Below are 24,373 nucleotides of genomic sequence, written 5' to 3'. Positions count from 1 at the left end.
TTGATCAAGGGAAAATTCCCATATCAGTATAACTAACCGCTATTCTATCAATAGCTAAAATGAAAGCGGCTGTTCTCAAACTTTTAATCTTCTTATCTTTTCGTTTTTGGTTCATGTCATGATAAGCAGTCACCATGGTTTCTTCCAATCCTGAAATTACCAAATCACGCTCACTTGCTCCTTTAATAATCGCATCTCTTTGTTCTTGATTAAAGGCATCACCGGTAGCATTCTCTATGCTATCTACCAAAAACTTGTATTTTTCCATATCATAACGCTTCTCTAATTTACCAAAAGAAACTCTGGACAAGTTTTTCAGCCATTCAAAATAGGATACTGTAACACCACCAGCATTCAAATACATATCAGGAATCACCATGATTCCTTTTTCCAAAAGTATTTTTTCTGCTTCCTTCGTGATAGGGCCATTGGCAGCCTCTCCAATAATTTTGGCTTGAATTCTCGGAGCATTTTCGCTTGTAATTTGATTTTCCAATGCAGCAGGCACTAATACATCACAAGTATTTTCTAATAGATCTATTGAGTTTTCCACAAACTTCCCTTTTCCATAGCCCTTAAAAGTTTTGTTTTCAACTTGATACTTCTTTAAATCTTCAATATCAATACCATCTTCGTTCCAAATACCGCCATTCCATTCTGCCACGCCAATTACCTTGGCGCCCGCTTCTGTCAAGTATTTTGCAGAGTAAAATCCTACATTACCGAGTCCTTGAATGATGATTTTCTTGTCTTTTAGCCCAGTGGTTAGACCTAATTCTTTCATGTCCTCTTCTACGCTAACGGCTTCACGAATTCCGATATAAACCCCCATACCCGTTGCTTCAGTTCTGCCTTCAATTCCGTGTTGAGAAAGTGGCTTTCCTGTTACACAAGCCTTAGCATTAATGGCTTCCGGATTAAAAGCTTCATAAGTATCCACGATCCAAGCCATTTCCCTAGCGCCAGTTCCATAATCAGGAGCTGGAACATCAATTGCGGGGCCTATAAATTTCTTTTTGATTAGTTCTGAAGTATATCTTCTGGTAATTTTTTCTAGCTGACGAGTATTGTGCTTTAGGGGGTCAATGTTTACACCGCCTTTGGCACCACCGAAAGGAATATTAACCATTGCACATTTATAAGTCATTAGAGCAGATAATCCCATTACTTCCTGCTCATTTACCATTTCACTGAATCGGATACCGCCCTTGGTTGGAAGCTTGTGATGAGAGTGTTGGACTCTGTAGCCTTTCACTACCTGATAAGAACCATCTTCCATGCGAATAGGGAAATGAAATTTATAAATACTGTTGCATTGTTTGATTTGGTCTAATAAACCAGGATGTAATTCCATGTGCTGTGCAGCATCATCTACGAAACTACAAACATCTTCAAACAGGCTATACTCTTCATTGTGTGCCATAGTAAGCTTATATTTTTTAGTTTAATTTATTGTTAATGAATTGCAGCTAAATATTCTTTCTTTAAGATTGGACAGATTTTATAGCGTTCTTCTTTAGTATCATCGTAAACGGCTTCCAAAAGTTCATAAACTTTTTCAACACCAATTTTATCACACCATTCGAATGGCCCAAATGGATAGTTGGTACCTAGCTTCATACCTAAATCAATGTCTTTTCTTTCTGCTGTACCTTCCTGCACGGTATAATAAGCCTCATTAATAATCATACAAATAATCCTAGGCGTTACCATTCCAACTCGGTCTTCAACTATTTCAAAATCGGTTCCTAATTTCCCACAGAGCAGATTTAATTTCTCTTTTTCCTTCTCGTCTTGAAGTGTGCATTCCAAGACGCTTCTATTAATAAAGGAAGGAAGGCCATTGAATCCAAATACTGTGTTTTGGGTTTTCTCTTGGAATAAGGTCAAATTTCCAAAACAACTCATCGCCATATTAGTGAAGATGGTCAAATCAGGACGTTGCTCATAAAAATCCAGTGCTTCGGGTTCTTCTGCTACGAAGAAATCAAAAACTACATCTGCTTCAAAAAAAGCTTCCTTAGTGATCTCTGTTAAATCGTCAAAAGAAATGATTTGGTGTTTTTCTCCAAATTTTGCTGTGATTTCCTCTTGGTTTTTCGGGTCTCCAACAACAAGTATGTTCATAATTTGTTAGTTTTGAACCAAAGTTAAGGAACTAATCATAAAAAGCGAGATGAGTAAACAAATCATTCAAACAAAAGAAGCACCAGCTCCCATCGGGCCGTATAATCAGGCGATTTTAGCGGGTGGAACGCTATACGTTTCAGGGCAAATAGCTTTGGATGCACAAAGCGGGGAATTGATTAATGAGAATATTACAGAAGAGACACATCAAGTGATGAAAAACCTAGAAGCAATCCTTTCAGAAGCAGGAATGGGTTTTTCGGATGTGGTAAAGTGCAGTATTTTCGTAAAGGACATGGGTAATTTTGCTACAATAAATGAAGCTTACGGCATGTATTTTAAAGAAAACCCACCAGCAAGAGAAACGGTTGAAGTAGCACGTTTACCCAAAGACGTGAATGTGGAAATCAGCTGCATAGCCATAAAGTAATGCAATTATGGCCAGCTAAAACGGAAATGTTTCTGAGCCCACATGGGCAGCATGAAATAATTAGACGTATGGAGCTGGCCGTAAAGCCGGTAAAGTTCCAATCTTTTTCAAATAGATCTTTAGGAGAAATTGAGGAGGAAGCTTTCCTTTTTAATGGTAAGGTTGGATCCAACGGTTTTGCAATTTCTAAAATTGTTAGTAGACCCAATAATTTTTTGCCCTTGATTAAAGGAAGAATAGAAGGAGGTGAAAGTGGCAGTTTAGTTCATTTAGAGTTCAGTTTATTCCCTAGCATCAAATACTTTTTGCTTTTCTGGATAATGTTGATGCTTTTGTTTTCAATTATTTCTATAGTTCAAGAAGATGATTTATTGACCATAATCTTTCCTCTTGTTATCTTGCTAGCAAGTTATGCCTTAATCATTTCTCGTTTTAATGATGCCTATCAAAAAAGCCGAAAGGAATTAATGCGCTTAATTGGTTAAAACAATAATATACTCATGAAAAACTTGATCCGTTTGGAGGAGGCAGCAATGTTTGCTTTATCCATTTTACTTTTCGCTAATCTACCATTCGCATGGTGGTGGTTTCCTGTCTTAATTCTAGCTCCAGATCTCGGAATGATTGGATACGCTTTTAATGATAAAATAGGGGCTTATTCCTATAATATTTTTCACCATAAAGGAATTGCCATTTTAATTTACGCCCTAGGCTGGGTGTTAAGCAATGATTATTTATTGTTTTCTGGAATTCTATTGTTCGGTCATGCCAGTTTGGATAGAATATTTGGCTACGGTTTAAAATACGAGAAAGGCTTTAAGTTTACGCATTTGGGGGAGATTGGCAAATGAAGAAAGCAGGGTCAGCTAAGACGATTTGTCACTTCTTTTAACAATATTTCAAGTAATAATCTCTTGTTATTATGGCTTTTATAACAAAAGATAAAACTTATTCAACTAAGACAAAAATTTAAGAATGCAGTTGATTTTGTAAAAGTTTAACTGAAGGCTTTAGAACTTGCTAAAGCTTCTGAGCTCGTGATTTAGAATAAAATTGAACATCATCAATTTCTATAAGTTAAATAACTGAAACAAAGAGGGTAGATTGATGATGAATAATTTTCCGAAAGTAGTTATAATATTAAGTATATCAATTTTAGCTGCATGCAGCACTGAAAAGCAATCCAAACAGCAAAAACAGGTGATTCAGTATGACACGATAAAAGTAACTGCCACGGCTTACAATTCTATTGAGGCACAAACTAAGAAGGGAAACCCAGCGCTAGCAGCTTGGGGAGATACCTTGGAACCAGGCATGAAAGCCATTGCGATTTCCAGAGATTTCCTGAAAGAAGATTTATTAGAGCATAATTCAGTGGTTAAGATCGAAGGCCTAGACAGCACTTATACTGTTTTAGACAAGATGAATAAAAGATGGACCCGCAAAATTGATATTTATATGGGACTTGATGAGGAAGCTGCAAGAAATTGGGGTAAGCAAGAAGTTGAGCTCTATATTCCTGTTGATACTGTGGAAATGGAATAGGTACGAGCTGGTACCAGCTAGGAAACTCGCACCAGCTGGGGAAGTTCGCACCCAATGCCGTTAAGTTAAGAAAAACTGCTCTAGTTTAATACTTTTACACCAGTATGAGACTTCAAAAATGAATACAAATCGCTATTCAAAAAAACCTGAAGCATTTATTGAATAATTGGAGACAAAGAAACTTTTGCAGTCTTATTATCCAGCGCCAGAGGCGCAAGTAACCATCACCATCCAGAGGATGGCGATAGAAAAATAATTTCCTTCCGCTAGCCTCCGGCTAGTGGAAATTACTACCGCCTCTGGCGGATTTTATTAATTTTCTATTAAGATATAATTAAACTGAAATGTCAGGCATGAGTAAAAACAGATGCCCGAGATATAATAAAATCCTTAACTTAACGACATTGAGCTCGCACCAGCAAGGGAAGCTCCAGCTGGGTATTTCTTACCAGCTAGAGCTGGAAAGCTTGCTCAGCTGGTTTCCCGATCATCTGTTACTGAATAGCCGCCATCAAAGTATTTAGAGTATGATTGTTGTTTGTAAAACTAAAATTCAACTGCTTTTCCGAATTCAGAATTAAAATGATAAATTGACTCTTCTAAACGGACAGTAAATTGAATAATATGAAAGAAGCCTCTGCAATAGTAAACAGTCCGCTGGAAAAGCAATCAGCTGTATTTCAAGCACAAAAATCATTTTTCAATAATCAAGAAACCAAAAGTTACGACTTTAGGAAAGCGCAATTATTGCGATTGAAGGAAATGATAAAAGCTAATGAGCAGGACATCATGTCGGCATTGGCTAAAGATTTTGGCAAGCCAAACTTTGAGACTTACGTGACGGAAATCGGCTTTTTGTATGATGAAATCAATTACACTTTAAAGCATCTGAAGTCTTGGATGAAGCCTAAAAAGGTGGGTACTGGACTAGTTCATTTTCCTTCAAAAAGCAAGATTATTTATGAACCCAAAGGGGTGACCTTAATTATAGGGCCCTGGAATTATCCTTTTCAATTATTATTAGCCCCAGTAGTTGCTTCCATCGCAGCAGGGAATACCTGCATTATTAAACCGCCTGAAGAAACGCCTCATATCTCAAATTTAGTTGCGAAATTATTCCCTCAATATTTCAATGAAGAGTTTTTAGCAGTAATCATGGGGGAGGGAAAAGTTGTGGTGCCAGAGCTTATGCAAAACCACCGTTTTGACCATGTTTTCTTTACAGGCAGTGTTCCAGTAGGAAGAATTATTGCGAAAATGGCAGCAGAACAATTAGTTCCGGCCACTCTGGAATTGGGAGGTAAGTCACCGGCCATTATAGATGAAAAAACCAATTTAACGGTAGCGGCCAGAAGAATAACTTTTGGTAAATTAATTAATGCAGGCCAGACCTGTGTAGCGCCTGACTACTTATTAATAAATGAAAAAATAAAGGATGCGTTCGTAGATGAGTTGCGGGCTACTATTATGGAGTTTTATGGCATCTCACCAACAGAAAGTAAGGATTTAGCTCAAATCGTCAATCAAAAAAGGTATGATAAATTAAAGACTTACTTGAAAGAAGGGAAAATTGTTTTTGGAGGGGCTTTTGATGATGAAAAAAGGAAAATAGAACCGACTATTATTGAAGGAATTACAGAGAAGGATTCCTTATTTCAGGAAGAGGTTTTCGGGCCGATTTTACCTGTTTTTACTTATAAAACGAATGAGGAAGCATTGGAGTTTATTCAAAAAAATCCTGATCCACTGGCTTTTTATATTTTCACTTCTAATAAAAAAACAGAGAATTATTTCTTGGATAGGGTCAGGTTTGGCGGTGGTTCCGTGAACAATACCATTGTTCATTTAGCAAATCCTGAATTGCCTTTTGGTGGGGTAGGCAATAGTGGAAATGGTAGTTATCATGGAAGGGCAGGCTTTCTGGCGTTTTCTAATGAAAAGTCCATTTTGAAATCGGGCACCTGGTTTGATTTAAGGAAAAAATATCCGCCTTTCGATCAAAATAGTATGAAGATGATTCGGTTTTTGATGAAGTAGGCCTATACCCTTCTATTCACTAAGAACACCCCCTTCACCCCCCTCAAGGGGGGATTCTCACAGAAGTACTTTTGTATTTTAATTCGAAAGCTAAATGCTTTTCTGAATTATATTAGAAGGGAAAATCTATGATTAATAATGATGAAAGTTATTGTTCACTGCTATATTTAATCCATGAGATTGTCCAGCCAGCTGGCGGGGACCATAGGGGTGTTTCTTGAAATTGAGAGGAGAAGAAAGTCGCACAGAAATATTTATTTTTTTTAAATTTGATATTGTACTGATATAATCTAATTAGACTTGTATTAAAATTAAAAATTTATTCTGTTTTGACCAAAAATAAAATCATCCCCTATAAACCTTATCTTAAAGAATTAGCTAGAGAGTTAAAGAAAAATAGTACCCTATCTGAAATATTGCTATGGGAGCAAATTAAAGGAAGAAAACTAGGCTTTCAGTTTCATAGACAGGTTCCAATAGATCATTATATTGTAGATTTTTATTGTCACTAATTAATGTTGGCAATTGAGATAGATGGGTCTTCGCATGATAATGAAGATACTGTTAAGTATGACCAAAAGAGGCAAAAAAGGCTGGAGAAATTTGGCGTTAGATTCTTAAGATTTGATGATTTAGATGTTAAACGTCAAATTGAATCAATATTGAAGTCAATTGAGGATTGTATTGAAAAGCTGTCTTTGGGTTAAAGACACCCCCCTTCGCCCCCCTCAAGGGGGGAGTCGCTCGGAATTACCTTTGTATTCTAATTTGAAAGCTAAATGCTTTTCTAAATTTTTTAGAATGGAAAATCAATGAACAATAGTGAGGAAGGTAATGTTTACTGCTAAATAAAATCAGTGAGGAATATCCCCTTGAGGGGATTATAGGGGTGTTGCTTGAAGGACTGCAGCGGTATTGAATACACTACTGAAAAATAATCTTTTTGGCTTTTTCTTCGCCTTGGTAGCGGATACGGAGGAAGTAGATGCCAGGCTTGAGGTTTTCTCTGTCTAGTTGGATTTCGTTATAGCCAGCTTCCAAATCATAGGAATAGACTTTAACGTTTTGTCCATTGCTTTGCTCTAAGCTTAGCGTGACATTGGCATTTTCAGGAAGGATCATGGGAAGGGTAAAGTTGGTGACTACCGGATTTGGATAAATTTCCATGATATTTAATCCGCTTTCTATATTGGTGCATACTCTATTGTTGCTTTCGTTGCGTTCATCCGATGCCGCAGACTGCGGAATTGCTCGAATACAAATTTTGGCTAAGCCTCTGATTTGTTCTTCCGTCAGCTTTATGCTCAAGGCCACATTTCGATTTCTCTCTGTCAATAAGGGCTCTTCTATGGTTTCAGTAACCGAATAGCTGCCTAAATCAATCTCTAGGTCCAGTCTTTCTGGCACCAAGGTTCCTTTGTTGCTGATATTTAATACAAAACTTGTGAAATCGTCATCTTGCGTAATGCTTAAATTACTTAGCGCAATATCCAAATTTGGCTCTCGTATTCTGATTTGCTCAAAATGCGAATCTGTACAGCCTGCCTCATTGGTTAGGATTAAGCCTAGTAGGTAGGTGCCGGTTTGGGTGATGGTGTGGTTGAGTGCTGGAGTCGTGGAGATGGTATCGCCATTTAGGGTCCAAAGCCCCTCAATCCCCAAAGGGGAAGTTGAAAGCCCCTTAGTCCCCAAAGGGGAAACTGGGACAGTGCGGTTAGCCATTTTTGTAGCTTGTTCGTCTTGATACTTGATACTTGATACTTGATACTCCTCGGCATTGAGGCTGAGGGTGTAGGGATAGGCGGCTAGGGTTTGTTCGAGTTCGAAAAAGGCTTCTGGTGATGGGGAAACGGTAATGGTTTTTTCGATGCTTTGGATACAACCATTTTGGGTTTCTACCTGAAGACCGAGGAGAAAGTCTCCGCTATTCTGAAAGCTGTACTGCGGCCGGAAATCGGTGGAAATCACGTCCCCGTTAATGCTCCAGTTATAATTTTTCAAAATATTCCCTTTTAAATCCGTTAAATTTTCAAAAGTAATGGCCGCGTTTGCACAAATGCTCCCTACTTGAAAATCAGGGGTTGGTAGTGGCAATATTTCAATGCTTTCCGTTATGGAATTGCTGCATAGGTTTTCATTCTGCTGTCGGTAGCGCAATTGATAAGTGCCGGGATTTTCAAATGCGTAAGAGAAATTTTCAGACTGAGCCGTAAAGACTACAGCTCCGGTCTCATCTTGTAGTTCCCAGAAATGGGCAATAATGTTATCTGTATTTTGAGGGCTAAACAAAATGGCATTGCTGAGGCAATTGTCTTCATAAGTGAAGGCTGGCTGCGGAAGGGCTTGCACGGCTACCGTTTGCGTGCCCGATGTGGTACAGCCATCTGCTGTGGTGACTTGTAAACGTACTTGATAATTACCCGCAGCTGGAAAAGCAAATTGCGGATTGGCTGAAGTGGATACATCAGAAGTGGTTCCTGCAACGCCAAAATCCCAGAGGTAATCGGTGACATTGGATTGCTGTAAAGTAACCTGCTCATTGAATTGCACGGCCTGATTAGCACAAGCTACTTCCGATTGAAAAGCTACGGTGGCTACCGGATGAACGACTACTTGCTTTTCGAAGGTATAATCACAACCATTGCTGGTGAAAGCACTGAGCTTTACATTGTAGCTGCCAGCGGAATCGTAACTATGGTTGGGGCTTGTTTGGGTGGACTGCGAGCCATCCCCAAAATTCCATTGGAAACTTTGCAGGAACTCGCCTGTGCTGCTATTTTCAAAATTAACCACCTGACCAAAGCAATCATCATTATAATTAAAATCCACCAAAGGACCAGGGTTTACCGAAATGGTATCGGTTTTCTCTACCAGGCAGCCCGCCATTTCAATTTGAAAATTAATGATGTATTCGCCCTCTTCTGCATAAATATGTTCGGGGTTTTCTTCTGTTGAAGTACTGCCATCTCCAAAATCCCATTGGAAAGAGGCGGTAGTAGGTAAAGAGGTTGTATTTTCAAAAACAACTGGCTTTTGAGAGCAGATAGTGCCTTGTGCACTTGCCTGAAAATCGGGCTGCGGCTCAGCATAAACGCTTATGCTATCTTGAAAAAGATTATTGCAGCCTGCCGTATCGGTTACGGATAGCTCAACTAAATACTCCCCAGCACTGCTAAAAAGGTGGTCGGGATTGGCTTCGGTGGAAGTATTGCCATCCCCAAAATCCCAGCTATAGGAACTTATTTCTTTATTGCTTTCGCTTGAAAACTGAATAGGTGCACCCACACATAAATCCTCTCCTGTAGCAAATACTATCTCTGGAGCTTGGTTTTCTGTTACGGTGATTTCTTTGGTGATGGAAGCGGAATTTCCGTTGGGATGGTAGGCGGTTAGGGTGATGGGGTAGGTGCCGGGTTGGGAGTAGGATGTAACGGGATTCACATCTTCAGATTTGGGTAAACTTGATGAACATTCATCTTCAAAAGAAACCCTATAAAGATTGTTGTTTGAAAATTTTGGAATTAATCCAACCAAACGGATAGAATTTGTTCTATAAAAGTCTATACTCCAAGTTATATTAGAATCATCAATACTTCCGAAATTTCTTCCTATTGGCACATTTAAATAACTATTGCCAAAGTTTAACAAATAAAAATCTCCATCTCTACTTTGAATATAAGAATAATAATTACCAGCAACTTCAAACATATATACCCCTGTTGACCTTTGAAGCGTTAAGTTATTGGGGTTAATTTTTGAAATAGAGGGATTTGAATTCAGTCCATCTGGAAACTCAAGTTTGACTAAATTATTTTGTTGGGCACCGAGTAAAAGTATAAATTTATTTCCTTCTACATTCATTATATCAAAACTAGTCAAATTAGTGACATCAGGAATAAAGATATCTTGTTCTGATTCAATTTCAGTGAGGACTGAATTTTGAAATTTAATAACCTTCAATATCTGACTAGTATAATTAGAAATGACTAAGTAATGTTCAGAATCATTTTCAACTAATTCAACTCTAAAAGGGCCATTCAATGGAGCGCCTGTTATGGGAACCTTTGAAAAGCTAGGCTCATTATCCAGCGAACTACCAAAATTCACATAGAATAATTCTTCATTAAAGAAATCAATTACAAACCCCTGCCAACTATCATTAAGCTTGATAAGGTCGATTGAAACAGGCCCGTTTTGATTAGAATATTTTGAACTTAGTAGGTTATCCGAATCAATACTTTCAAAATCATCAGAAGATTTTAATCTCCTTATTTCTCCACTGCCTCTATTTGGAATAAAAACATATGATTCACTTTCAGAACTAGAAAATATTCGAGATTCATAAGCCTGAGACAATTTATTATCCAATACTAAATTAAAATTGGGATTTAGGCTATCATAATCATTTACACAAAAGACCCATTCAAATGCATCTGCATTTATCGAGGTGTTTTCTATTTCAAATTGTTCCTGTAAACAAACTTCAGAAGGTAAGTTAAAATCTGGAGTCGGGCTTTCTGAGACTTTAACTTCAACAAAGCTTTGTGTTGTAAAAAGGCAATTACTTTCTGCTGTAATCTCTAAATTCACTGAGTATATTCCTTGAGGTAAAGTATAGGTAGCGGTATCCGCTACTTGAGTTTCTCCATCAATTTTCCATTCGTAACTAAGGGTTTGAGTGCTATCAAAATCATTTCTCCAGTCAATACCCAAATTAAATGGAAGGTTTTCTATTGCTTCGGTAGCCATGATGCTATCGACTACTTGCTCAAAAACTTGAATGTTTTGGGTTGTGATATTTTCACAGCCACTGGCATTAGTGACAGTTAAAGCTACTGAGTAAATGCCCCCATTATTATAAGTCATTTGTGGATTTTCGGAGGTGCTGCTTTCTCCATTTCCAAAATCCCACTGGTAACCCGTTATATTCGCCCCCGTGCTTAGATTTGTAAATTGAATCGCCTCTCCCAAGCAATTACTGTCATAAGAAAAATCTACTTCCGGGCCCTCTATTATCTCCAAGGTGGATTGAAAAGTCTGCAAGCAGCCCAATACATTAGCTTCCAAGGTGATGGTTTTAGTGCCAGCACTTTCAAAAATAAAGTCAGGATTTTCTTCCGTACTGCCCCCCTCTCCATTAAAATCCCATGACCAATCTACATTCTCACCAAAATCAAAAGGAGTGGTATTGTTAAAGGCAATGGATTCAAAAGTGCAGTATTCTGTATCTGTCGTGGAGAATTCCGGCTGGGGCTCAGGCAAAATAGTCAAGGTATCATAAAAAATATTGGGACACCCTGCCGCGCTTTCTACTTCCAAACTTATAATATATTCCCCCTCTGTTGCATATTGATGCGTGGGGGAAATAGTAGTATTTGTATTGCCGTCCCCAAAATCCCAGTCATAGATTTTTATATCGTCTTGGGTATCGAAGGAAAAACTAATATTATCAGCTATGCAATAGACAGAGTCTAATATAATTTGACCGATAGGTGCTTTGTCAACTGTAACATTTAATGATTTTGAAATTGTATTAACTTCTCCATTAGAGTTAAACGCATTTAAATTAATGTTTTTTGTGCCTGAAGAATTGTATTTAACAATAGGTTCTACTTCACTAGAATAAACTGGACTAGCACTACAAGGATCATCAAAACTAACTTTAATTGCTAGATTTGAATTAAATTTTGTAAAGAACCCAATAAACCTTGAACTATCATTTTTTATTAGATCAAATGACCAACTGGCATTGGACCCTGTGGCAATACCATAATTAGTAACCGCAGGAACAGACTCTATATCATTGCCAAAATCCAATCTGAAAAACTGTCCACCTCTGTTTATTAGTAAGGCATAAAAATTATCCCCTTCCCTAAAAATTTGTGGCCCAGTAGGTTTAGTATAAGCATCTCCTGTATTTGCTAAATTTTCAATTACAGGATCTGAATTTAGTGAAGAATTAAATTTTAATTTAATTAGAGTGTTCCCACTTGATTGACCAAGCAACATCAGCCAGTTATTGGGATTGTATTTTATAATATCAAATGAGGAAAGGCCACCAGCTCCTGGTATTGTATATTCATTTTCAACAACTGTTGTTAGTAAGTCTGAGTTTTCTAATACAATTTTTGACAGCTTAGCGGTTCCGAAATTACTTAAAAACAAAAATGTAGAGTCATTTCCGTCTTCAATGTGGATCCTGGTCGCACCATCTAATGCAATGGTATTCAATTGCAATTCTTCAATGCTGGGTGCAGCATTTAGGTTGTTCCCAAAATCCAATATAAACACTTTATCTAAAGAAAAATCAGAAGCAAAACCTATCCATTTGTTGTTAATATGTTTTATATCTATTGAAATAGGTTCTTGAAAATAAGAATTAATGTTTTCAACATTATTTTCTGAATATATAGTGTTAAAATCATTTGATACATGGTACCTTCTAATTGTATTGCCATTACGGTTAGGGATGAAAACGAAAGAACTTGTATCACTTTGAATGATTCGTGCCTCAAATGGCAATGACAGTCCCGAACTGGAAAAAGAATCAAAACTAGGGGTTAAAGTAGAAAAGTCCTCAAAACAAAAATCCCATTCATAGTTATCAGCATTAACTGAGGTATTCTCTAATTGAAATTGTTGCTCTAAGCAAACCTCAGATGGTAAATTAAAATCCGCAGAGACCTGAGCAAATAATTGATAAGGTATTAGAGTGCATAAAATCAATATGTATATTCCTTTAATCAATTTAATATTTGTTTATATACTTGACTTACTTTTTCTATACTTCTGATTTCAATTCCATTTCTTATTATTTCCTGAGAGGAAAAATCCATTAAATTATTAAATATATTTTGCTCATTTCCATCTAAGATAACTCCTAATTTTTTCTCTTCTATCCAATGCATTTCATCTCCCAAATTTTGAGTTATATAAGCTGCTAAACCACAAGCCCAATATTCTCCAATTTTTACGGGGCTTAAATACTGACTAACTATATTAATTTTATATAGTGCAAAAGCAAAATCAGCAGCATTCAAATAATTGTTTACCTCATTATAAGAGACGAATTTTATATATATTCGGTTGGAAGGTAAATTATATTGAGATATCATTTCATTCAGCCAATTTGAATCTGTATTAGTCAAAAGCAATAAATGAAAGTCTTTAATTTCCTCAAAAGCTTTGCTGAAAATTTGAAAAGCTTTCTCTTCTAAATATAAGCCGCCAAACTTTCCAGCATATACCCCTACCACTGCATTATCAGGAATATTTAATTCTAATCTAATTTTTTTCCTTAATCCTATATCTTTATAAAAAATATTTTGGTCAACCGCACAGGGGGCTACAAAAATTTTACCTTTATTAACTCCTTCCTCTATTAAACAATTTCGATAATTCTCTGCTACCGTGATTACAGCTTTGGCATATTTTTTTTGCTGTGCTTCCCAATGCTTTTGAAATAAATATTTTAAACCATAACTTTTCCATTGTCCAGCAGCTTTCATATAATCAGCATGTGGCTCAAAAGATTCCACTACAAAAGGAATTTTATTTTTTTTGGTTGCCAAAAAAGCTAACGAGCCAGCTGGTGCACCTCGGCTAATGATCAAATTAATTTTATGTTTAACGCATAACCGCTGAATTAATTTAGGGAAATGAATAAAGTCGTAGATTTTATTCAGATGATTAAAAGATAGATTTTTAGAATATAAAGGACTGTAGTCAATATCTAAATTTGAAATTTTTTTAAGATTTTCTTCCGTAATTTCCTCTCTTTGTGTGTTACAAAAATGTAAATATTCCACACTTTGGATTTTTTTAAGAATTTTTAAATGAGGAAAAATAGTTGAATGGGTTAAACCATCATCCAAATTCCAGTAGCCTAAAAAAAGTATTTTATAAGTCAAATTAAATTTCTTGAATTTAGATATAATAATTTATAGCCAAACTTTAAAAGCATCTTTAAAATATTTCTTACGGAGGTAAGACAGAGCCATAGCTCTTTTATAACGTGTTTGATAAATTCTTAAATCCGTATCATTTACTTCTAGCCAATGTTTTATTTGATTTTCAATATATCGGTATCCAGCCTCTAATCCCTTTAAATTCTTCATCGCTGAATCAGGAGTATTTCTATAATACAATATTGTTTCATTAGTATAAGCATAATTTCCCCCACTTTTCGTTAATTCCATCAGGAATAATAAATCCTCAGAATGAGTAATATTTTCATGAAATCTATAATTTATTTCATGTTTCCTCCTAATCATCCAAGTAAGTCCTAAAAAACTATTCCCTTCAAGCCGCACTAAATCTGTAAAAGGATTACCTTTTAAGTTTGGGTTCCAAGTTTGTATAATTTGCCTCATACTTTGGTCAAATTTTTTTACTTCTCCATCAACAAACATTAATAAGGGATGTCTTCTAAGAAGATTATATCTAGATCTTAAACTATGAACTGGAAACGCATCATCTGCATCAAGAAAGCAAAAATAATCTCCTCTCATATTAGCTAAACCAAGATTTCTTGCAGAGCTAACTCCATTGTTAGGCTGTTCAAAGTATCGGATTCTAGAATCTTGAAAACTAGATACAATTAATTTTGATTTGTCAGTACTGCCATCATTAATTATGATTAGTTCCCAATTTCTATATGATTGATCTAAAACAGATTTAATCGAATTTTCTAAATAATTTTCTGCATTATATACAGGCATAATTATCGAAACTAGATTCCTCAAATCATATAGATTTTATGCTTTCGCTAATCCTTTCCAATTGCTTGAAATAAGAGTTAGATTCAGCAATTACTTTTCTTTTATCTTGATCTTCTTTGCTGTTAAACTCATCCAAATTCTCAATTAATTTTTTGAAATTTTCCAAAAACTCTTTTTGTGTTTTAGACATTAATATTAAACCATTTTCATATAGCAGGTCATACTCCGCCATCCATGTCGAAGAAATAATTTTTCCAGAAGCTAAATATTCCATTATTTTATGTGGTGTAGCGTAGTTTGATGAATAAGATCCATCATATAAACTCAAAAGTATATCAGCGCTATTTAAATATAAGCCAATTTCAGTAGAGAAAATTCTTCCTATTAAGTAAATGTTGTTTTGTTCAGTAATATTAAATTTATTTTCGTTTTGATCTATTCCATCACCCACTAATATGAAATCAACATTGACATTCTTATTTACTACCATATTCAATAACTCCCAATCAATATGCTTCATTGCTAAATTACCCATATAGAGTGCTTTGATTCTATTTTTACCTGGTAGGATTACTTTTTCTGAACTTTGTGTAAATTCTTGGACCCCATGAGGAATTAATATTGTATTTTTATTAAAGCATTTCAACCTATCCACAATTTCTTTTTTCACCCCAATACATAAATCAGCTGATTTTGCTGCAATTTTAGTGTTAAAATCCTGATTCAAATCTACTATATGAGAGATAGAATAAATTTCTTTCGGTAAAGAGTCAAAATCGTAAAAAACAGAATTGTCAAAAGACCAAACCAAATCAAATTTAACATTAGCAGCCTTCTCCAATTTTTTGAATTTTTGTCCGATAAAGTATTTTCGAATTATCCTTGGTAAAAACCTTAACCCCTTGATAAATCCTTTATAATCAATGGTGAATAGATTTTCATAAGTAGTTTTATTCACCGATATAGAACTTATCTCTTTAGGGGGATTTAAAAAATAAACTTTATTATTGCTTTTTGCCAAATGCGTAGCATAGTGATGTTTAGAAACAAAAATATGATCCCATGATTCAGGGGAGATTAATAGAATATTTTTATTACTTAAGTTCATGATAGATCATTATTCCTATCACCAGTTGCATTTTTTCTATTACCAATAAAATCTATGAAATTTTGATTTATATTTAAACCCAAAGTTTTGGCAATATCGAGTATCTTCTTTCTACTGTTCAGTTCACTATAATCTAAATGAATATACTTATACTCTGGGAAGTCTGTCTGAAATTTAATTGCTCTTGCATTTAATTCAACCACGTACCATCTAAGAAACTTTAACTCGGTATTCCTTAAAATACTTGGCTTTTTTATTTGAATTTTAAAGAATTTATGAGCCCAATAAATACAATAATAAATAAATTTGTGAATGTGAAAGACTAAAAACGAATGCCTTACAAATTTTTTTGGAGATATTATTGGATTTTTACAGGTAGGAAGAATTATCCAATTTCTTCCAACAACATTATAAGGTGAAACATTGTTTTTAATAAAACTTAATGCTACCTCCTTTGGATTTCTTTTCAATATTATTATTGCAACTTCTTCAGGAGTTAAAAATTTATTTGTAAACCACCCAAATCCTTTTATAAAAGTATGGTTAGCTTCGAAATATTTAGCCTTTGTTTTACTTTTTATAATGGTTTCAAATTTAATATTTAAAGCTGCATTAAAATCATAATTCCCACCATTTAAATATTTATAAATGAAATCTCCATTCATTACTGGCTTTGGTTCATGAAAGGAATTGCAATTGTAGGACTCGTTAAATAGGTGAGATAAATAATTAGATCCGGATCTACCAGAGTTGATACAAAATATAAATTTAATAGCCATACATTAACTTCTCTACTTTAAGTATCTCGTCTTGATTGATTAAAATATTTTGATTTTTATCAACATTACTTATTTCAACTAAGTGGTGGGAATTATTTTCTCCAATCTGACTAATCTGCCTTAATTGATATAAGGTACTTGAATTTCTTCCTTTTGGAAAGAGCTCTATAACTTTGCAATTACTTGAATAAATTAAATTAGACAATGAAGCACCATGGATTGCAATAACTAAAGATGCGTTTTTAAAATAAAATATTTGATCGGAAATGCACATCCTACTTAGTACAAGTTTTTTAATTTTAAAATGATTAAAATGTTCCATGAATTCACTCTCGTTTATTAAAACACGATTTGAATCTGCTCTTGATAAGTAAATTATTTTGCTAATATTTAAATTGGGGTTATTAGATAATAGAAACTTTTCAGCCATCTTTCTCAAATAGTATTTTGAGTAAATATGTTTATTCCAATAGCCATCCAATAATTTCTCATACACAAACTTATTATTAGAATAATATAAGTTTTGAACCATCACGTTATTTTGGAAATATTTAATTTCGCTATCCTGTATTCCAATTAAGCTTAAGTATTGTTCTATAAAAGGATTTCTATTGTTTATTAGCAATTTTATTTCAGGTTTCTTTTTTCTCAAAATCATGTAGTCAAGTATCTTAGGCAAGACTTCTATTAAAAAATGAAAGAAATTGTAATTAAATAATCCCGAAAGATGAAAATAAATACCAGAAAGTATTTTAGGTTTAATTATGATTGATTTGAAGTAAGGCTTAATAAGCCCTGATTTTTTTATATATCCTTTTGAATTATAGATTGTATCACATAGAACTTTCCCATTTATAACAATCACTCCTGTCTCATTAAAAACTGTTGCTTTGGGTAAAAACAGAACCCAATGATTTAATTTAAAAACCTTATTTAAGAATGAAAAGTCGAAATTATGATTTTCTGAATTATAATCTTTAGTGTAGGAACTATTATAATATATAGTTTCTTTAAAACTATAATCCCAATCATATAAATACTTGTTAATGGATTTTAAAGTGAATTTTTTATCAATAAGATAAACTAAAAACTCAATCAACAGCCCTTTAATCATTAATTTTATTCCTAACTAGAGATTCTAAAACTTTTGAATACTTGTCTCCTATGGTCTTTGCTGAAAATTGATTAACAGAAATACTGTTAAATTTAAATGACGCTAGTTCAAAAGCCTTTTCCCATGCATCTAATGTATTTTTCGATAATAAAAAACCATTACTCTTGATAACTTCTGGAATACCCCCTGAATTTGGAGCAACTACAAATGCACCACAAGCAATGGCCTCAGCACATACTACAGAAAAAGTTTCATAATCAGTTGGATGAAGAAATGCTTTACATTTTCTCATATAATTTGCGATTTGACTAGAGTTCAGCTTTTCTACAAATTTTATTTTACTTTCAAGATTATTTGAGCTCACATATTGTTTCATTTCATTCCATAATGAACCATATCCACCAATTATTAATTGGTGATCATTTACATATGAAGAGTTAATAAATGCTTTCATGGCAAGTAGTGGAGTTTTAGGTGATTTCCATTGACTCACCATAAAATAGAAATTTTCTTTTGTATTGTTTCCAGGATAGAATATATTTTCGTCAACAACATTAGGTATCAAAAATGAGGGAAAATCCGAATTTGCAAATTGTTTGATATCATTTGCTAAAGCTTTTGAAACTGTAATTACTGGTAATTTTTGACTAAATATCTTTTTTATTCTTGGGAGATTTTTATTCACCCCAAAATTATAATGATAAGCACTCCAATGTTCTGTAATGACGATTGGCTTTTTTATAAAGCGCTTAATCCAATGCCAATAAGTAAGCATAGGATAGGCAATGTGAAAATTTATAACATCAAATTCTTTACTTTTCCTCTTAATTAAAAGAATATAAACCAAAAAAGAAAAGTGAATAACTTCATAAATAAACCACTTTTCAAAAGGTATTTGAATTAGATATTGTGATAAGTATTTAGTTTTATTTTTTATAACTCTAAACCTTTCATGTTTAAATAATTCAAAATGAATAACTCTATTTTCAGTTTTTACAGATAATGCATCAATATGTTCTTTTATCCATTTAGCTTCATATTTATTAAATTGGTTAGGATACCAATTAGTTATATGAAGAATTTTCATATTTTAAATATTGATTTTCTCAGGCAATATTGAATTGTTCTCCAGTTTTCAAATTTAAATGGCTCTTTTCTAATTGCAATTAGCATATAATCTATAGCGGTTCTATTCATCTTAACATACATGAAAAAAGATGCCATTTTCCTTAAATGAAGAGTTTTATCCTTTACATATGGTTTGGAAAACTCCTCTTCTTTTGCTTTTATTAGACTCCAATCCTGCCTTTGTAACGCATCTAAACCAATTTCTTTCCTTTCACTAGCTAGAAATTTGGTTATATCTTGGGTAATTAATTTTTTGTAACTTTTTACCTCTTTTGATATAGAATCCGGCACATTTCTGTAGTAGGATAATACTTCTGTAATATTAGTAGTTTTGTAATTTTCTATAATCCTTAGTGCCAAATCGTAATCCATATTATTTTGAAAATACGGTCTGTAAATCTCACCTAAATTTTCAATAACCTCTCTTTTTATGAAGAGGGAAGGATCTCCATCCGTATTATCATGAGCCATTAATTCCTGTATTTCCTCAAATTGAACAGATTTTCTTCTATATAAATTTAGATGTTTTCCTTTTTCTGATATTCTTTGAATTTCATGCCCACAAGCATAAATACTTTTGTCTTTCTTAAATTTATCTATGATTTTCTCAAATCTATCACAGCTACTTAAATCATCCGCATCATGTATTGTTATAATTTGACCTTTAGATTGCTTAAACAACCAATTAGTTGTCTTAGGTTTTTTTAAATTAACTTCATTTTTAAACACCGTGATTCTACTGTCTTCAAATGAATTAGCAATATGATATGTTTTATCTGTGGATGCATCATCACATATTAGTAATTCCCAATTTTGGTGCGTTTGATCTAAAATAGAATTTATAGCTTCGGCTAAATATTTTTCAGTATTATAGGCCGGCATTAAAACACTGATTAACATTTAGATATAATTTAATTTCTTAAGTAAGTCCAAAAAACTTTTATCACTATAGGCTTCAGCTATTAACTTTTCGTGTTCGGGATTCTTCCACTTCAATAGTGCATCTTTATAAATTTTATTTACTGCTCCACCATGAAAAGAATGCATATTTTTCACATCAGAATGTTGATCATAATTCAACATCTTTTCATCAAATGGTATATTTAAAAATTCACAAAGTTGAATGCTTGCGTTCTTTGTTTGATTTATTAAATCTTCATATTTGATGGTCATAATATTTGGATCGTTTTTATATTTCAATCCTTTATTAACATCATATATCCATCTCTCTTTGCTCAACCAGTAATTTTTAGTGAGAGGATGTTTAGATGTAATTACTGCTCTACCATCCCTTACAATATGAATTATTTTAACATTAGGATAAGTTTGTAATATACTTTTTATAAACCTGATGTTCCTTGGAGATTTCTCACACCAGTACATTGCTGATTTTTTAATAGGAATTTTGCCTGTGTATGGTAATAATTTTCTAAAATTATTTATTAAAGTTAATAATTTGCCATATTTTATTTCATGCATTAACACTTCGGTTTCTTTATTAAAACCAAATACATTTGAATGGGAAGATATTATGGATAATAAAAGGGAAGTGCCAGACCGACCACACCCTACTATAATAATTGGGTTGAAATATATTTTAGCAAATTTCAATACATTTAAGTAGTTGAATTTTCTTAATGATTTAAACCATAAAATATTATCTTCTAAATTCATTTAATGGATAATACTAATAGATTTTTAAAATTTGAGAAAGAAGGAGTATTAATTATACTCTTTAGAGCTGCTAAGATTGCTTTTCTTTTGAAACCCTTATGATAAAGATAATTACTAAATTCCCTATAGACTTGTCCATAATTTACGTTACTAAGAAGTTTGTCTACATATTTTTCTAATAAATAATCTTCTCCTCGCATTAAAAAATCAGAACCTTCTGTTATTCTTTGATTTGCTAAGAATATTCGGATCTTTGGACCAATAAATCTTTCAAGTGATAATTGATTTATATTGTTAGTGAGTGAATTTGCATGAACTCTATAATTATATAAAGGACGGTCAATATTTGTCGCCTTATATTTTTCAACAACTCTGGCACAAAAATCAATATCTTCTCCCCATTTAAAGTATCTATAAAAACCCCCAATCTCATTTATTATTTCTTGTTTGAAAACAATTGTTGGTCCGTGAAATTGACTTGTTTTTGGCAACTTTTCTTTTATTAAAGAATAATTCGTGGGTTGGTGAATAATTTCTTTATTTCTTCTATTATGCTCATAAAATGAAGTCCCACAAAGATAAAAATCATGATTACCCTCTAAAAAAGAAACTTGATATTCAAATCGATCTGGCTCTGACCAATCATCAGCATCATGAACCGTTAAATATTTACTGTTACAATATTTGAGTAAATCATTTACTGTTTTTACTTTCCCTTTATTCGCTTCATTTCGATAAATTTGAATTCGAGAATCAAGTTTTTCAAATCTTTTTATTAGCTCCCAACTATTGTCATGGCTCGCATCATCACAAACATGTAATTTCCAATTTTGAAAAGTTTGATTGATAAGTGACTGGATTGCTTGCTCCAAATATCTTTCAGCATTATAAACTGGCATTATAATTGACAATTTTTCAATCATATTTCCTTAGAAATGTGTTCCTAATGAGCCACAATAAATTCTTATAAATATCAATGTTCAAGTAGTCTTTTCTCCAGCCTACCATCCAAATTCGAAGGGCTGTTTTATTCATCTTAAGATTTAATAAAAACCCTACAGCCTTACGTTCCAAGGCTGATTTGTCAGACTGAAGTTCTATTAGAATATTTTTTGTTTTGTTTTCAATATCCTCAAAATTATTTAAATCTAATGAATCAATATTATTGACTGTTCTTTGATCATGAAAATACCTAACAAGTTCTGGATTTATAAAAATATCTTTTTTTAAATGATTCTTACTTATAGAAAATGGGACATTCCTGTAGTAATACAAATACTCATTTACATTTTTATAACTATAATTTTTTAATAATCTTAATCCAAAATCGTAATCCATATTATTTGAAAAAAAATCTCTATAAATAACACCATTATCAATTGCAGATTTATAAAAAACTAAAGTTGCATCTCCAACTCTTGGATAATTTCTATTTAAAATATTTATTTTTTTTATGCCTCTATTTAATAATTTGCCATTTTCTTTGATGTACTGCATATCGCAGCCACAGAAATAATTTGGTGATTTTAAAATTTGGTTTATTTGTTTCTCAAATCTTAGTGGATGCGAAATATCATCGGCATCATGTATTGTGATGATTTCTCCTTTAGATTTAGTAAATAACCAATTAGTCGTTTTCGGTTTTTTTTTATTTACAGGATTTTTAAATAGTTTTATCCTTTCATCCATAAAACTTTTTGCAATTTCATAAGTTTTATCTGTAGAATTATCATCACATATTAATAGCTCCCAATTTGTATAAGTTTGATTTATAATTGATTCAATTGCTTCTGAAATATACTTTTCTGCATTATAAGCTGGCATTATTATGGATAATACCGGTTCTATTTTACTGCCCATTTAAAACTGATGTCAATCTCTTAATGCTATTCTCTAATTTTAAATATTCCATTTCAGGAAATTCAAAATCATATTCAATTGCTTCTAATATTTTATCTTTGGTCCCTATTAAGTCTCCTTCATTCTTTAAAAATCCATTCACACTATCTTTTACAATTTCAGGTATGCCAGAATGAAATGTTGAAATAACTGGCTTTTTTAACATTAAAGCTTCAATAATTGAATTTGGCAATCCTTCACAATCACCATTTTCAGCTCTCTTGGAATGTTGAATAAAAACATCGGTTTCATGCATCATCCTTTTAACCATATCGTGACTACAAGCCCCATGAAACTTTATATTGTTTTCCAACCCTAATCCAATCACAATGTCTTTGCAAACAGGGAGTAAATCACCTTCGCCAACCATATCTAAGGTTATTTCTTTATTTATTTTTAACGCTTCAGCAAACGCCAAAATAGTTATATATGGAGCTTTTTTCTCAACAAACCTTCCAACAGCTAAAAACTTTCTCTTTATAGTTTTATATTCAACTAAATTATGATCAATCTCGAAATTGCTCCCATACGGGATAAGTGATATTTTATCTGCTTGACAACCTAAATAAATAAGTTGGTTCTTCATGTGTTGAGATACTACAATTACATTTGAGCAATATTCCAAGATATACTTATAATAGCTTTTTCCATATTTAAGAGAGTATGCATCATAACCGTGAAAATGAACTGTAAATGGTATGGATAAATTAACACAAGCCAAATAAGCTTTTTCAGCAGTAGTGCCATACTGAAATAAAACATGGTCAATTATATTTTGCTGAAAAAACTTCTCCAGTAGCTTAATTTGTTGAATCCTATAATCCTCTTTTTTTATTTTTCTATTTAATATTCTCTTAGTCTTTGCATAAAAACTGGGACTAGCTAGAGGTATGCCATTTTTATCTGCAAACTCACCTGTTCCAGTAGTAACAACAAACTTTTCGAATGGCAAATAATCTATTTGATTTTGAATGAATGTTTCTGAATATTTACCTAATGATGGTGTTATAATGCAGAGTCTTTTCAATTCGCAGTGGATTTTAATCGAAGTTTTAATTTTTGTTTCAAGCTGAGCTCAGGGAGCATGCTATTTGATAAATTACTTACTTTCAGAAGTGAATATTTAGAATAAAAATCTAGTAAATTAATCTTTTTTTCATATTGATTTATATGACTAGTATGATATTTATAAGGACGTTCAATTATAGCAAAAAAATAATCTCGACTGTTCCAAATATTTAAATATTCGAAATGAGCTAAGTTCGTTTCTGTTTTAGAGGCAAAATCCAAAATAACATTTAAATCAACATTTTCATCTACTGGTTGCAGCCCCGCTGGATTATTTTTTCTCAGATAATTCTGGTGAAAAATAGTAGGGCAAGTTAGAATAACTCTTCCTTGTTCACTTAATGAATTTTGAATATTCACATAAAAAGTCTCTCTAGCAGAAACAGGAATATGTTCAAAAACATCAAGTAAAACAATAGCGTCAAAACTTCCTTTAGGAAAGAATTGTGTTAAATCCATAGACTTATAACTTAAGTTAGAAACTTTAAATAAGTCCTTAGCTGTTCTGGTTAACTCTTCGCTGATATCAAAACCATTGATTTGGGCTTCTGGAAAATGCTTAGCTATTTCATAGGAACTCCACCCTAAACCAAACCCCAAATCTAAAACAGATTTAGAACTTTTTGGAATATTTTTTATAGCTAATTTGATTGCATTTTCAATTCTAATATTTGGGGCTAAAAAGTCATTTATTAGTTTATTTTTAAATGAATCATAAAAATGCTTTACCTCAATTTGATTCAT

Annotated in this window: 20 protein-coding genes and 1 pseudogene; 6 read left to right on the top strand and 15 right to left on the bottom strand. The window is 33.1% G+C overall.

The features are described from left to right. Positions 1–4 precede the first annotated feature (4 nt). Both FTRAC_RS11165 and FTRAC_RS11160 read right to left on the bottom strand, forming a co-directional pair. Positions 5–1,423: a Glu/Leu/Phe/Val family dehydrogenase gene (locus FTRAC_RS11165; RefSeq protein WP_013454358.1), complete on the bottom strand. Its 1,419-nt coding sequence runs from the start codon at positions 1,421–1,423 to the stop codon at positions 5–7. A 32-nt stretch (positions 1,424–1,455) separates the two neighbouring features. Further along, on the bottom strand, positions 1,456–2,127 hold the full coding sequence (locus FTRAC_RS11160; protein WP_013454357.1) for a 3-hydroxyacyl-CoA dehydrogenase family protein: 672 nt from the start codon (positions 2,125–2,127) through the stop codon (positions 1,456–1,458). Positions 2,128–2,176: 49 nt separating this feature from the next. Here FTRAC_RS11160 and FTRAC_RS11155 point away from each other — a divergent pair, with 49 nt between their 5' ends. The 6 genes and pseudogenes from FTRAC_RS11155 to FTRAC_RS11130 all read left to right on the top strand — a co-directional run bounded on the left by FTRAC_RS11155 (position 2,177) and on the right by FTRAC_RS11130 (position 6,846). Continuing rightward, positions 2,177–2,557 (top strand): RidA family protein, encoded by a 381-nt coding sequence (locus FTRAC_RS11155; RefSeq protein ID WP_013454356.1) that lies wholly within the window; start codon positions 2,177–2,179, stop codon positions 2,555–2,557. Further along, a complete protein-coding gene (locus FTRAC_RS11150; protein ID WP_013454355.1) occupies positions 2,557–3,042 on the top strand; it encodes a hypothetical protein in 486 nt (161 codons plus the stop codon). Before FTRAC_RS11155 ends, FTRAC_RS11150 begins: the two co-directional genes overlap by 1 nt. A gap of 15 nt (positions 3,043–3,057) precedes the next feature. Next, positions 3,058–3,408 (top strand): DUF4260 domain-containing protein, encoded by a 351-nt coding sequence (locus FTRAC_RS11145; RefSeq protein WP_013454354.1) that lies wholly within the window; start codon positions 3,058–3,060, stop codon positions 3,406–3,408. Between the two features lie 256 nt (positions 3,409–3,664). Next, entirely contained in the window at positions 3,665–4,102 is a 438-nt protein-coding gene (locus FTRAC_RS11140; RefSeq protein WP_013454353.1) for a 3D domain-containing protein, read from the top strand. Between the two features lie 624 nt (positions 4,103–4,726). Continuing rightward, positions 4,727–6,139, top strand: coding sequence for an aldehyde dehydrogenase family protein (locus FTRAC_RS11135; protein ID WP_013454352.1), 1,413 nt, complete (start codon positions 4,727–4,729; stop codon positions 6,137–6,139). A 329-nt stretch (positions 6,140–6,468) separates the two neighbouring features. Further along, positions 6,469–6,846: pseudogene (locus FTRAC_RS11130) on the top strand (endonuclease domain-containing protein). 217 nt (positions 6,847–7,063) lie between these two features. Here FTRAC_RS11130 and FTRAC_RS11125 read toward each other — a convergent pair. The 13 genes from FTRAC_RS11125 to FTRAC_RS11065 all read right to left on the bottom strand — a co-directional run bounded on the left by FTRAC_RS11125 (position 7,064) and on the right by FTRAC_RS11065 (position 24,373). Beyond that, positions 7,064–12,886: a PKD domain-containing protein gene (locus tag FTRAC_RS11125; RefSeq protein ID WP_013454351.1), complete on the bottom strand. Its 5,823-nt coding sequence runs from the start codon at positions 12,884–12,886 to the stop codon at positions 7,064–7,066. Further along, positions 12,883–13,947 carry a glycosyltransferase gene (locus tag FTRAC_RS11120; RefSeq protein ID WP_185094398.1) on the bottom strand — a complete coding sequence of 355 codons (1,065 nt, stop codon included), beginning with the start codon at positions 13,945–13,947 and terminating at the stop codon, positions 12,883–12,885. The genes FTRAC_RS11125 and FTRAC_RS11120 overlap by 4 nt, the downstream gene beginning before the upstream one ends. A 132-nt stretch (positions 13,948–14,079) precedes the next feature. Beyond that, positions 14,080–14,859 carry a glycosyltransferase family A protein gene (locus FTRAC_RS11115; RefSeq protein WP_041649765.1) on the bottom strand — a complete coding sequence of 260 codons (780 nt, stop codon included), beginning with the start codon at positions 14,857–14,859 and terminating at the stop codon, positions 14,080–14,082. 25 nt (positions 14,860–14,884) lie between these two features. Further along, complete coding sequence (locus FTRAC_RS11110; protein ID WP_013454348.1) at positions 14,885–15,967, bottom strand: glycosyltransferase; 1,083 nt, start codon at positions 15,965–15,967, stop codon at positions 14,885–14,887. Further along, the gene (locus FTRAC_RS11105) at positions 15,964–16,632 is read right to left on the bottom strand and encodes a hypothetical protein (protein WP_041649763.1); all 669 of its coding nucleotides are present in this window, start codon (positions 16,630–16,632) and stop codon (positions 15,964–15,966) included. Before FTRAC_RS11105 ends, FTRAC_RS11110 begins: the two co-directional genes overlap by 4 nt. Before the next feature lie 103 nt (positions 16,633–16,735). Next, the gene (locus FTRAC_RS11100; protein WP_013454346.1) at positions 16,736–17,860 is read right to left on the bottom strand and encodes a glycosyltransferase family 61 protein; all 1,125 of its coding nucleotides are present in this window, start codon (positions 17,858–17,860) and stop codon (positions 16,736–16,738) included. After that, positions 17,853–18,947 carry a glycosyltransferase gene (locus FTRAC_RS11095; RefSeq protein ID WP_013454345.1) on the bottom strand — a complete coding sequence of 365 codons (1,095 nt, stop codon included), beginning with the start codon at positions 18,945–18,947 and terminating at the stop codon, positions 17,853–17,855. The genes FTRAC_RS11100 and FTRAC_RS11095 overlap by 8 nt, the downstream gene beginning before the upstream one ends. Next, on the bottom strand, positions 18,944–19,888 hold the full coding sequence (locus FTRAC_RS11090; RefSeq protein ID WP_013454344.1) for a glycosyltransferase family 2 protein: 945 nt from the start codon (positions 19,886–19,888) through the stop codon (positions 18,944–18,946). The genes FTRAC_RS11095 and FTRAC_RS11090 overlap by 4 nt, the downstream gene beginning before the upstream one ends. Next, the gene (locus tag FTRAC_RS11085; protein WP_013454343.1) at positions 19,889–20,662 is read right to left on the bottom strand and encodes a sulfotransferase family protein; all 774 of its coding nucleotides are present in this window, start codon (positions 20,660–20,662) and stop codon (positions 19,889–19,891) included. Then, positions 20,659–21,561: a glycosyltransferase family 2 protein gene (locus FTRAC_RS11080; protein WP_185094397.1), complete on the bottom strand. Its 903-nt coding sequence runs from the start codon at positions 21,559–21,561 to the stop codon at positions 20,659–20,661. The genes FTRAC_RS11085 and FTRAC_RS11080 overlap by 4 nt, the downstream gene beginning before the upstream one ends. 16 nt (positions 21,562–21,577) lie before the next feature. Next, positions 21,578–22,522, bottom strand: a complete 945-nt coding sequence (locus FTRAC_RS11075; protein ID WP_013454341.1) for a glycosyltransferase family 2 protein — start codon at positions 22,520–22,522, stop codon at positions 21,578–21,580. Beyond that, positions 22,512–23,588, bottom strand: a complete 1,077-nt coding sequence (locus tag FTRAC_RS11070) for a glycosyltransferase (RefSeq protein ID WP_013454340.1) — start codon at positions 23,586–23,588, stop codon at positions 22,512–22,514. Before FTRAC_RS11070 ends, FTRAC_RS11075 begins: the two co-directional genes overlap by 11 nt. After that, positions 23,585–24,373, bottom strand: a complete 789-nt coding sequence (locus FTRAC_RS11065; RefSeq protein WP_013454339.1) for a class I SAM-dependent methyltransferase — start codon at positions 24,371–24,373, stop codon at positions 23,585–23,587. The genes FTRAC_RS11070 and FTRAC_RS11065 overlap by 4 nt, the downstream gene beginning before the upstream one ends.

It is taken from the genome of Marivirga tractuosa DSM 4126, assembly GCF_000183425.1.
Classification (GTDB): Bacteria; Bacteroidota; Bacteroidia; order Cytophagales; family Cyclobacteriaceae; genus Marivirga; species Marivirga tractuosa.
Note: the sequence above shows the minus strand (reverse complement) of the source record. Positions and strands in the feature narration are given on the sequence as shown.

Coding starts and splice junctions, on each gene's coding strand:
- FTRAC_RS11165 (WP_013454358.1), bottom strand. CDS start 1,423: ATGGCACACAATGAAGAGTATAGCCTGTTTGAAGATGTTTGTAGTTTC.
- FTRAC_RS11160 (WP_013454357.1), bottom strand. CDS start 2,127: ATGAACATACTTGTTGTTGGAGACCCGAAAAACCAAGAGGAAATCACA.
- FTRAC_RS11155 (WP_013454356.1), top strand. CDS start 2,177: ATGAGTAAACAAATCATTCAAACAAAAGAAGCACCAGCTCCCATCGGG.
- FTRAC_RS11150 (WP_013454355.1), top strand. CDS start 2,557: ATGCAATTATGGCCAGCTAAAACGGAAATGTTTCTGAGCCCACATGGG.
- FTRAC_RS11145 (WP_013454354.1), top strand. CDS start 3,058: ATGAAAAACTTGATCCGTTTGGAGGAGGCAGCAATGTTTGCTTTATCC.
- FTRAC_RS11140 (WP_013454353.1), top strand. CDS start 3,665: ATGATGAATAATTTTCCGAAAGTAGTTATAATATTAAGTATATCAATT.
- FTRAC_RS11135 (WP_013454352.1), top strand. CDS start 4,727: ATGAAAGAAGCCTCTGCAATAGTAAACAGTCCGCTGGAAAAGCAATCA.
- FTRAC_RS11115 (WP_041649765.1), bottom strand. CDS start 14,859: ATGCCTGTATATAATGCAGAAAATTATTTAGAAAATTCGATTAAATCT.
- FTRAC_RS11110 (WP_013454348.1), bottom strand. CDS start 15,967: ATGAACTTAAGTAATAAAAATATTCTATTAATCTCCCCTGAATCATGG.
- FTRAC_RS11105 (WP_041649763.1), bottom strand. CDS start 16,632: ATGAATGGAGATTTCATTTATAAATATTTAAATGGTGGGAATTATGAT.
- FTRAC_RS11100 (WP_013454346.1), bottom strand. CDS start 17,860: ATGATTAAAGGGCTGTTGATTGAGTTTTTAGTTTATCTTATTGATAAA.
- FTRAC_RS11095 (WP_013454345.1), bottom strand. CDS start 18,947: ATGAAAATTCTTCATATAACTAATTGGTATCCTAACCAATTTAATAAA.
- FTRAC_RS11090 (WP_013454344.1), bottom strand. CDS start 19,888: ATGTTAATCAGTGTTTTAATGCCGGCCTATAATACTGAAAAATATTTA.
- FTRAC_RS11085 (WP_013454343.1), bottom strand. CDS start 20,662: ATGAATTTAGAAGATAATATTTTATGGTTTAAATCATTAAGAAAATTC.
- FTRAC_RS11080 (WP_185094397.1), bottom strand. CDS start 21,561: ATGCCAGTTTATAATGCTGAAAGATATTTGGAGCAAGCAATCCAGTCA.
- FTRAC_RS11075 (WP_013454341.1), bottom strand. CDS start 22,522: ATGGGCAGTAAAATAGAACCGGTATTATCCATAATAATGCCAGCTTAT.
- FTRAC_RS11065 (WP_013454339.1), bottom strand. CDS start 24,373: ATGAATCAAATTGAGGTAAAGCATTTTTATGATTCATTTAAAAATAAA.